General features: G+C 73.7%; 1 protein-coding gene. It reads right to left on the reverse strand.

Features of this window, described 5'->3' with window-relative positions; translation table 11 throughout:
- On the reverse strand, positions 1–11,330 hold an 11,330-nt coding region (locus tag EMA17_RS51315; RefSeq protein ID WP_160161894.1), incomplete at its 3' end, for a type I polyketide synthase.
- Positions 11,331–11,374: the final 44 nt, after the last annotated feature.

Genomic DNA, 11,374 nt, shown 5'->3' on the forward strand with positions numbered 1-11,374 from the left:
ACCGGATCCGAGCCGGTCGCCGGCGAACCGGGACTTGCCACCTCACCCCGTGCCAACTCGGCCAATGCGTCGGCAAGTTCGCCCGAGTCCCGCCCCCGCACCACCGCACGCCGGTCGAACACCGCCCGCCCGACCACCAACGACCGTGCGACATCCGCCGGTTCGGCGTCCGGGTGTGCGCCCACCCAATCCCGCAACCGCGCCGCCTGCGCCCGCAGCCCGGCCTCGGTGCGGGCCGACACCACCCACGGCAGGACCCCGCCGATTCCCGGGACCTCCGGCGCTGCGGGTGTGGCCTCGGCGGCGTCCGCAGGCGCCTCCTCCAGGACCACGTGCGCGTTCGTTCCGCTGATCCCGAACGACGACACCCCCGCCCGACGCACCCGCCCACCCGCCGGCCAGGCCACCTCGTCCGCCAACACCTCGACCCGACCCGCCGACCAATCCACATGCGGCGTCGGCTCGTCCACATGCAACGTCCGAGGCAACACCCCGTGCCGCAACGCCAACACCATCTTGATCACCCCGGCCACCCCCGCCGCCGCCTGGGTATGCCCGATGTTCGACTTCACCGACCCCAACCACAACGGCCGATCCACCGGCCGATCCCGCCCATACGTCGCCAACAACGCCTGCGCCTCGATCGGATCACCCAGCGTCGTCCCCGTCCCGTGCGCCTCCACCGCGTCCACATCGCCGGTCGACAACCCGGCGCTGTCCAACGCCTGCCGAATCACCCGCTGTTGCGACGGCCCGTTCGGCGCGGTCAACCCATTCGACGCGCCGTCCTGGTTCACCGCCGACCCACGCACCACCGCCAACACCGAATGCCCGTGGCGGCGCGCATCCGACAACCGCTCCACCAGCACGAGGCCGATGCCCTCGGCCGCGCCCATTCCGTCCGCCGCCGCCGCGAACGCCTTGCAGCGGCCGTCCGGCGACAGACCCCGCTGGCGGGAGAACTCCACGAAGAACTCGGTGGTCGCCATCGCCGTCACCCCACCGGCCAGGGCCAGATCGCACTCGCCCGACCGCAGCGCGTTCGCCGCCAGGTGCAGCGCGACCAGGGACGACGAGCACGCGGTGTCGATACTGACCGCCGGGCCCTCCAGGCCCAGGACGTACGAGACCCGGCCGGACGCGATGCTCGCCGAACTGCCGTAGCCCAGATAGCCCTCGACCTCGTCCGGCACCCGGTTCACCCGGGCGCCGTAGTCGTTGTCGATCACCCCGGCGAAGACCCCGGTCCGGCTGCCGCGCAGCGAGGTCGGATCGATGCCCGCCCGCTCGAACGTCTCCCACGCGGTCTCCAGGAGCAACCGCTGCTGCGGATCCATCGCCAACGCCTCACGCGGCGAGATCCCGAAGAACTCCGCGTCGAACTCGCCGATTCCGTAGAGGAATCCGCCCGATTCCACGTAGCTCTTGCCGGCCCGCTCGGGATCGGGGTCGAACAGTGCGGCCAGGTCCCATCCCCGGTCCGTCGGGAACGGTCCGATCGCGTCCCCGCCCGAGGCGAGCAGCCCCCACAGGTCCTCCGGCGAGGCCACCCCGCCCGGGAACCGGCAACCCATGCCGACGATCACGATCGGATCGTCGACGTCCACGGGCGGCGTGCCGACCGGCATCGGTGGGCCGAGCGGCTTCGCTCCCCCGATCAGTTCACCGACCAGGAACGCCGCCAGCCCCGCCGGGGTCGGGTGGTCGAAGACCAGCGTGGACGGCAGCCGCAGCCCGGTCGCGGTGTTCAGCCGGTTGCGCAGTTCCATTCCGCTCAGCGAGTCGAACCCGAGGTCCTTGAACGCTCGCCCGGCCGGTACCGCCCCGGCCGAATCGTGCCCCAGCGCGCTCGCGGCCTCGGTCCGCACCACCTTGAGGAGTGCCTGCTCCCGCTCGGCCGGCGACATTCCCGCCAGTCGCCCGGTCAGCGCCGAACCGCCCGCGTCCGTCGCCGTCCGCCGGGTACCGGTGCCGAGCAGTTCCCGGAACAGCGCGGGCCGGGTGGCGGCGTCCGCCCGCATCGCCGGCAGGTCCAGGTGGATCGGCACCAGGTTCGCCTCGGGCCTGCCCAGCGCGATGTCGAACAACCGCAGCGCCTCGGCCGCCGGCATCGTCACCACGCCGTTCCGGAGCAGCCGGGCCAGATCGGTCTCGCCCAGCCGCCCGCCCATGCCCTGCGCGCCCGCCCACAGGCCCCAGGCGAGCGAGATCCCGGGGAGACCGAGGTCGCGGCGCTGTCGGGCGAGGGCGTCCAGGAAGGCGTTGGCCGCCGCGTAGTTGCCCTGTCCCCGGCCGCCGAAGGTGGTGGCGGCGGAGGAGAACAGGACGAACGCGGTCAGGTTCGCGTCCCGGGTCAGTTCGTGCAGGTGGTACGCGGCGTCCGCCTTCGGACGCAGCGCGTGGTCCAGCCGCGCGTCGGTCAGGTTCGCCACGGTGGCGTCGTCCACCACGCCCGCGGTATGGATCACCGCGGTCAGCGCGTGCTCGGCCGGGATCCGGGCCAACTCGGCCGCCAGCGCGGCGCGGTCGGCCAGGTCGCAGGCCGCGAGGGTGACCTCTGCCCCCTGCGCGGTCAGGTCGGCCACCAGTTCGGCCGCGCCCGGTGCGGCGGCGCCCCGGCGGGACAGCAGCAGGAGTCGGCGCACGCCGTGGGCGCCGACCAGGTGCCGGGCGACCAGCGCGCCCAGGCCGCCGGTGGCGCCGGTGACCAACACCGTACCGGCGGGCGCGAAGGCGAACGGCTCGCCGGCCGCCGTGCTCACCCTGACCAACCGGGGCACCCGGAACCGGCCGTCACGGACCGCCAGTTGCGGCTCGGTCGAGGCGAGGACCGCCGGCCAGGCGGCGACCGACGCGGCCTCCTCGTCCAAGTCGACCAGCGCGCATCGGTCGGAGTGCTCGGATTGGGCCGAGCGCAACAGCCCCCACACGGCCGCACCGGCCAGGTCCGACACCCGTTCGTCGGATTCGGCGGCCACATCGGCGGTGGCGACGTCGGCGGTGACCGCACCGGAGGTCACCACGACCAGGCGCGTCGTCTCCAGGCGGGGATCGGCCAGCCAGTCCTGCGTCCGCGCCAATATGTCCGCGAGCACCTGTCGAGTGCGCTCGATCGGCGCGGCCGAATCGGCGGGGACCCCCAGCACCACCACATCGAGCGGCCCCGACGCCGCGTCCTCGGCCGCCTCGGCCACGCTGCGGTACACCGGGACGTTCGCGTGCGCGGCCACCAGCCGGGCGAGCGGCCCGGAGTCGACCGCGCCCACCACCGCCCAGCGAACGGCCGCGCCCGGCTCGTCGATCGACATCGGCCGCCAGTCCACCCGGAACAGCGAATCGCGCGGCGGCACCCCCGCCCGACGCAGCCGCTCGCCCGACACCGGCCGCACCGTCAACGCCCGGATCGACCCGACCGGTTCGCCCGCCGCGTCGCTCAACCACACCGACACCGCGTCCGGGCCCGTCGGCGCCAGCCGCACCCGCAGCCGCCCCGCACCGGGGGTGAGCAGCCGAACACCTCGCCAGGAGAACACTATCCGCGCCTGGTCCCGCGCGGCCTCCGCCGCCGGCTCCGCTCCCAGCGCGTGCAGGGCCGCGTCCAACAGCGCGGGATGTACCTCGTAGTGCTCGGCCTCCTGCCGTACGCCGTCGGCGGGTTCGATCTCGGCGAACGACTCGGCGCCGCGCCGCCACAGGGCGCGCAGCCCCTGGAAGGCCGGACCGTACTCCAACCCGGCCAGGGCCATCCGCTCGTACACCCCGTCCAGGTCGACCGGCGTACTGCCCTCGGGCGGCCACACGGGCGACTCCGCGTCCGCGTCCGTCGGGGCGGGGTCGGCCGCGGTCAGGGCCCCGGAGGCGTGCCGGGTCCACGGCTCGTCGCCGGCCGCGTCCTCCGCTCGGGAGTGGATCTCCACCGACCTGAATCCGGCGGCGTCGGGCGCGCCGACCCGGACCTGGATCCGGGCACCGCCCGCATCGGGCAGGGTCAGCGGAGCGTGCAGGGTCAGTTCCTCGATCGTCGCACAGCCGACCGTCGCCCCCGCGCGCAGCGCCAGGTCGACGAACATCGTGCCGGGCGCGATCACCGCACCGAGCACCACATGCTCCGTGAGCCACCCGTGCGAGGCCACGGACAGCCGCCCGGTGAAGACCGTCCCGGCCCCGTCGGCCAGATCGACCCCGGCGCCCAGCATCGGATGCTCGACCGTGAACTGCCCCCATCCGACCCCGCCGGTCCGCTCGGCGGGCTCCACCCAGTACCGCCGCCGCCGGAAGGCGTAGGTCGGCAGCTCGATCCGTCGACCCGGCACCGTCCCGGACCCGACCCAGTCCACCGCCAGGCCGCTCCGGAACGCCGCCGACAGTGCGCCGACCAGTCGATCGGGACCACCCTCGCCCCGCCGCAACGTCTCCAACACCGCGCCGTCCACGCCCAGCGCGTCGAGGGTGTCACCCAACGGCACCACGAGTCCCGGATGCGGGCTGCACTCGACGAAGACGGCGTGCCCGTCGGCGACCGCCGCCGCGACGGCCCGTTCCAACTCGACCGTGCGCCGCAGATTCTCGAACCAATACGCGCCACCGAGCACACTCGGGTCGGTGACGGACTCCCCGGTCACGGTGGAGTACATCGGCACGCGGCCCGGCTGCGGCGTCACATCCGCCAACAGCCGCTCGACCTCGTCCCGCACGACCTCCATCCGCGCGGAATGCGACGCGTAGTCCACCGGAATCCACCGCGCCCGCACATCGTCCCGCTCACACGCGTCGACCATGGCGGCCAGGGCTTCTACATCACCCGAAAGCACCACGCTCGTCGGCCCGTTCACCGCCGCCAACGACAGCCGATCGTCTCCGGACACCAACTCCCGCGCACGATCGGCGGATACCCCGACCGACACCATCCCGCCACCGGCGGAGGCCACCCCGAGCAGGGCCCGACTGCGCAGCACGACCACCCGCACCGCATCCGCCAACGACAGATGACCCGCCACATGCGCGGCGGCGATCTCCCCCTGCGAATGCCCGATCACCGCACCCGGCCGCACCCCACACGACTCCCACCACCGCGCAAGACCCACCATCACCGCGAACAAAGCCGGCTGAACCACATCCACCCGCTCGGCCAGCCCCTCACCGGCGACACCACGCAACACATCCAGCAACGACCAATCCGCCACCAACGGATCCATCACCGCCGCACACTCCGCCACCACATCCGCGAACACCGGCGAACACTCCAACAACCCCGCCGCCATCCCCACCCACTGCGACCCCTGCCCCGGAAACACGAACACCGGCCCGGCGGCCGAACCGGCGGCGACGATCGACGCCCCGTCGACCGGCCCACGCTCGGCCAACTCGGCGACGGCCAGGCTCAGTTCCGTGAGGGCGCGCCCCCGCATCACGGCGCGGTGGTCGAGCGCCGCCCGCCCGGTCGCCAACGACCGGCCCACGTCGAGCGGATCCGCGTCGGGATGTGCGCCCAGCCAGTCCCGCAGCCGCGCCGCCTGCGCCCGCAGCGCCGGCTCCGATCGGGCCGACAACACCCAGGGCACCGGCCCACCCGGCACCGGAGCCGTCACCGAGGTCACCGGACCGGCCGGGCTCTCCTCCGCCTGCTCCAGAATCACATGCGCGTTGGTTCCGCTGATCCCGAACGACGACACCCCCGCCCGGCGGGCCCGCCCGGTCGCCGGCCAGGGCCGTTGGGCCGTGAGCAGTTCGACCCCGCCGGCCGCCCAGTCCACATGCGGCGTGGGCTCGTCCACGTGCAGCGTGCGCGGCAACACCCCGTGCCGCAACGCCAACACCATCTTGATCACCCCGGCCACCCCCGCCGCGGCCTGGGTGTGCCCGATGTTCGACTTCACCGACCCCAACCACAACGGCCGATCCGGCGCCCGATCCCGGCCGTAGGTCGCGAGCAGTGCCTGTGCCTCGATCGGATCACCCAGCGTCGTCCCGGTCCCGTGCGCCTCCACCGCGTCCACATCGCCCGCCGACAGCGCGGCATCGGCCAGCGCCGCCCGGATCACCCGCTGCTGCGACGGACCGTTCGGCGCGGTCAAGCCGTTCGACGCGCCGTCCTGGTTCACCGCCGAGCCGCGTACGACGGCCAGGATCGCATGCCCGTCGCGCCGGGCGTCCGACAGCCGCTCGACCAGGAGCAGGCCCACGCCCTCGGCCGCGCCCATCCCGTCCGCCGTGGCCGCGAACGCCTTGCAGCGGCCGTCCACGGACAGCCCGCGCTGCCGGGAGAACTCCAGGAAGAAGTCCGGCGTGGACATCGTGGTCACCCCGCCGGCGAGGGCCAGGTCGCATTCCCCCGACCGCAGCGCGTTCACCGCCAGGTGCAGCGCGACCAGCGACGACGAGCACGCCGTGTCCACGGTCACCGCCGGCCCCTCCAGGCCGAACGTGTACGCCACCCGGCCCGAGGCCACGCTTGCCGCGTTCCCGGTCAGCAGGTGGCCCTCCAGGCCGGCCCGCGTACGGGCGCCGCCGGTCGCGTAGTCGTGGCCGGCCATCCCGGCGAAGACCCCGGTCCGGCTGCCTCGGAGCGAGGTGGGATCGATGCCCGCCTGCTCGAACGTCTCCCACGCGGTTTCCAACAACAACCGCTGCTGGGGATCCATCGCCAGCGCCTCGCGCGGCGAGACGCCGAAGAACTCGGCGTCGAACTCGGTCGCCCCGGCCAGGAATCCGCCGGCCCGGACGTAGCTCTTGCCGACCCGCTCCGGATCCGGGTCGAACAGCGTGTCGACGTCCCAACCGCGGTCGGTCGGGAACGGCCCGATCGCGTCGCCGCCCGCCGCGACCAGCTCCCACAACCCCGCGGCCGAGTCCACCCCGCCCGGGAACCGGCAGCCCATGCCGACGATCACCACCGGGTCGGCCGCGGTGACCCCGGCCCCGGCGGCGGGTCCGGCCGGCGCCGATTCGGGCTCGCCGACCGATTCGGCCACCAGGAAGGCCGCCAGGCCGAGCGGCGTCGGGAAGTCGAAGACCAGCGTGGACGGCAGCCGCAATCCGGTCGCGCCGCTCAGCCGATTGCGCAGTTCCACACCCGTGAGCGAGTCGAACCCGAGGTCGCGGAAGGTCGCCTCGGCCCGCACCTCGTGGGCCGACTCGTGCCCCAGGACCACCGCCGCCTCGGTCCGGACCAGGCGCAACACCATGTCCATCCGCTCGGCGGGCGTTGCCGAGGCAAGCCCGCGGGCCCACGGGGCCGCCGAGAGCGCCTTGGTACGGCGGTTCGGGGTGCCGACCAGGCCGCGCAGCAGCGGATGTACCGGCTGGGTCGCGGCCTGTGCCCGCAGTGCGGCCAGGTCCAGGCGGGCCGGGATCAGCGCCGCCTCGTCGGTCTGCCAGGCGGCGTCGAACAGCGCGAGCCCCTGGACGGTCGAGATCGGCATCAGGCCGCCCCGGGCCAGACGCTTCAGATCGCCCGCCCCCAACCGCTCGGTCATACCGCCGCGTTCCGCCCACAGACCCCAGGCCAGCGCGGTCGCGGGCAGCCCCTGCTCCCGGCGCCGGCGGGCCAGGGCGTCCAGGAACGCGTTCCCCGCCGCATAGCCGCCCTGGCCGGCCACGCCGAGTACACCGGCCACCGACGAGAACAGCACGAACGCGGCCGGGTCCGCATCCCGGGTGAGTTCGTCCAGTACGAGGGCGGCGTCCACTTTGGGCCGCAACACGTGGTCGACCCGCTCCGGGGTCAGCGCCTCGATCGGCGCGTCGTCGAGCGCCCCCGCGGCATGCACCACGGCGGTCAACGGGTGTTCGGCCGGAATCGCGGCCAACACCTCGGCCATCGCCTCGCGATCCGCCGCGTCACAGGCCACGATCGTGGTGTCGGCACCCGACTCGGCCAATTCCGCGACGAGTTCGGCGGCGCCGGGAGCGGCGGGCCCGGCCCGGCCGGTCAGCACCAATCGGCGCACGCCCCACCGCGTGACCAGGTGTCGGGCCAGGCGGCGACCCAGGGTGCCGGTGCCACCGGTGATCAGGACCGTACCGTCGGCCGCGAGCGGCCGCGGGACGGTCAGCACCACCTTGCCCACGTGCCGGGCCTGGCCCAGGAAGCGCAACGCCTCGCGGGCCTGGCGGATGTCCCAGGTCCGGATCGGCAGCGGATGCAGCACACCGCGCTCGAAGAGGTCGACCAGTTCGGCGAACAGTTCGGCGATGCGATCCGGCCCGGCCTCGATCAGGTCGAAGGCCCGATAGCGCACACCGGCCGGCAGGCCCTCGGTCCGGATGTCGGTCTTGCCCATCTCCACGAACCGGCCGTTCTCGGCGAGCAGCCGCAACGACGCGTCGGTGAATTCGCCCGCCAGCGAGTTCAACACCACGTCGATCCCGCGCCCGTCCGTGGCGCGCGCGAAGCGCTGCTCGAAGGACAGGTCCCGGGACGAGGCGATCCGCTCGTCCGGAATGCCGAGCCCGCGCACGGTGGCCCACTTCGCCGGACTCGCGGTCGCGTACACCTCGGCGCCCCGATGCCGGGCGATCTGGGTGGCGGCCATGCCGACGCCACCGGAGGCCGCGTGCACCAGCACCGATTCGCCCGACCGCAGCCCGGCGAGGTCGTGCAGCCCGTAGAGCGCGGTGAGGAAGACCACCGGCACCGACGCGGCCCGGGCGAACGACCAACCCGCCGGCACCCGCGCCAACAACCGCCGGTCGGCCACCGCAAGCGGCCCGAACGCCCCCTCGAACAAGCCCATCACCCGGTCGCCGGCGGCCAGATCCGCGACACCGGGACCGACCTCCACGACCACCCCGGCCGCCTCGGCGCCGATCACCGCCCGACCCGGGTACATGCCGAGCGTGATCAGCACATCGCGGAAGTTCACCCCGGCCGCCCGCACGGCCACCCGCACCTGCCCGGCGGTCAGCGGCGCGAGGACGGACGGATGCGCCGTCACCGCGAGATCGTCCAGCGTCCCGGCCGTCCCGGACTCGATCCGCCACGGCTGATCCGAACCCGGCGCCGGGGGCACCAGCGCACCGGCGTCCGCCCGCCGCGCCAGGCGCGGCGCCAACACCACGCCCTCCCGAATCGCCACCTGCGGCAGCCCGGACGCCACCGCCGCACGCAACGCCGAACCCGAATCGGCGTCGTCCCGATCGACCAGGACGAAGCGCCCCGGATGCTCCGTCTGCGCGACCCGCACCAGACCCCAGATCGCCGCATGCGCCGGAGAACCGACCCGATCCTGCGCATCCGTGGCAACCGCGCCACGGGTACGAACCACCAACCGCGCCCCGGCGAACCGCTCGTCCGCGACCCACGCCCGCACCGCGGCGAGCACCGCGTGCACCGCGCCGGCCACCTCTTCGGGGGTTTCGCCGACCACCGGCGGGCAATCGAACAGCGCCACGTCGGGCGCCTGTTCGGCATCGGCCCGGGCCGGCACCCGAACCCCGACCGCCGCAAGCTCCGCCACCGCGTCGGACTCGTCCACCAGGAACCGGAGTTCGTCGTCGACGCACTCCCCCACCGGCGTGTCCGCGATCTCCCAGACCGTGCGGTACAGCCACTCGCGACCCGCGTCCTCGGCCGCCGGCAACTGCTCGGCGGCCACCGGCCGCAGCGTCAGCGACGCGACCGAGGCCACCGGAACACCATGCTCGTCGGCCACGTCGACCGCCAGGGTCTCCCGCCCGGTCCGCCGCACCACGACCCGAAGCACCGACGCCGCCGGGCCGGGCAACGCGACCCCGGTCCAGGCGAACGGCAACAGCGTCGCCCCCGACTCCGCCACCGCCTCGGCCGCGGCCACATGCAGCGCGGCGTCCAGCAGCGCCGGATGCAGGGCGTAGCCGTGCGCGTCCCGATCGGCCGCCTCGGGCAGCGCGATCTCGGCGAAGAAGTCGTCGCCCCGCCGCCACGCGGCCCGCACCCCCCGGAAGATCGGCCCGTAGTCGTAGCCGTGCTCCGCAAGCCGGTCGTACACCGCCTCCGGGTCGACCACCTCGGCATCCGCCGGCGGCCGGACCGCCCACGGCTCCGGCCCAACCGACACGGATCCCCGCGCGCTCGTGCCGAGGGTGCCGCTCGCATGCCGGGTCCACGGCTGCTCGTCGGGGGCGTCCTCGGGCCGCGAATGCACCTCCACGGTCCGGTGGCCCGCCGAATCCGCGGCGCCCACCGCGACCCGGAGCCGGATACCGATCCCGTCCGGCACCACCAGGGGCGCATGCAGGGTGAGTTCGTCCACGACCGGGCAGCCGGCCTCGACACCGACCCACGACGCCAGCTCGACGAACGCCGTTCCCGGCACCACGACCGAGCCGAACACCGCGTGATCCGCGAGCCATTCGTGCGTCGCGACGGACAACCGCCCGGTGTAGAGGAATTCTCCGTCCCGAACCGAACCGACCGCCGCCCCCAGCAGCGGATGATCGACCGCGACCAGCCCCAACCCGACCGGGTCGCCCGCACGTTCGCCACCCGTCAACCAATAGCGACGCCGCTGGAAGGCGTAGGTCGGCAGCTCGACGTGACGACCGGGCAACATCCCGGCCCAGTCCACCGCGACGCCCGCCACGAACGCCGCCGAGAGCGCGGCGACCAGCCGATCGGGACCACCCTCACCCCGCCGCAACGTCTCCAACACCGCGCCGTCCACCCGCAGCGCCTCCAGGGTGTCCCCCAGCGGCACCACCAACCCGGGATGCGGACTGCACTCCAGAAACGCACCATGCCCATCCGCGACCGCCGCCTCGACCGCCCGCTCCAACTCCACCGTACGACGCAGATTCTCGAACCAGTACGACCCGCCCAACTCGGCCGGATCGACGACCACTTCCCCGGTCACCGTCGAATACATCGGCACGCGACCCGGCTGCGGCGTCACATCCGCCAACAGCCGCTCGACCTCACCCCGCACCGCCTCCATCCGCACCGAATGCGACGCGTAGTCCACCGGAATCCACCGCGCCCGCACACCATCGCGCCCACACACCTCGACCACCACGGCCAGCGCATCGACATCACCCGAAAGCACCACACTCGCTGGCCCGTTCACCGCCGCCAACGACAACCGACCATCCCCCGCGACCAACTCCCGGGCACGATCGGCGGACACACCCACCGACACCATCCCGCCACCCGAGGAGGCCACCCCGAGCAGGGCCCGACTGCGCAGCACGACCACGCGTACCGCATCCGCCAACGACAGGTGGCCGGCCACATACGCGGCAGCGATCTCCCCCTGCGAATGCCCGATCACCGCACCCGGCCGCACCCCACACGACTCCCACCACCGCGCAAGACCCACCATCACCGCGAACAACACCGGCTGAACCACATCCACCCGCTCCAACCCACCGGCGGACCCGCCCCGCAACACCTCCAACA

The organism is Embleya hyalina (assembly GCF_003967355.1).
Classification (GTDB): Bacteria; Actinomycetota; Actinomycetes; order Streptomycetales; family Streptomycetaceae; genus Embleya; species Embleya hyalina.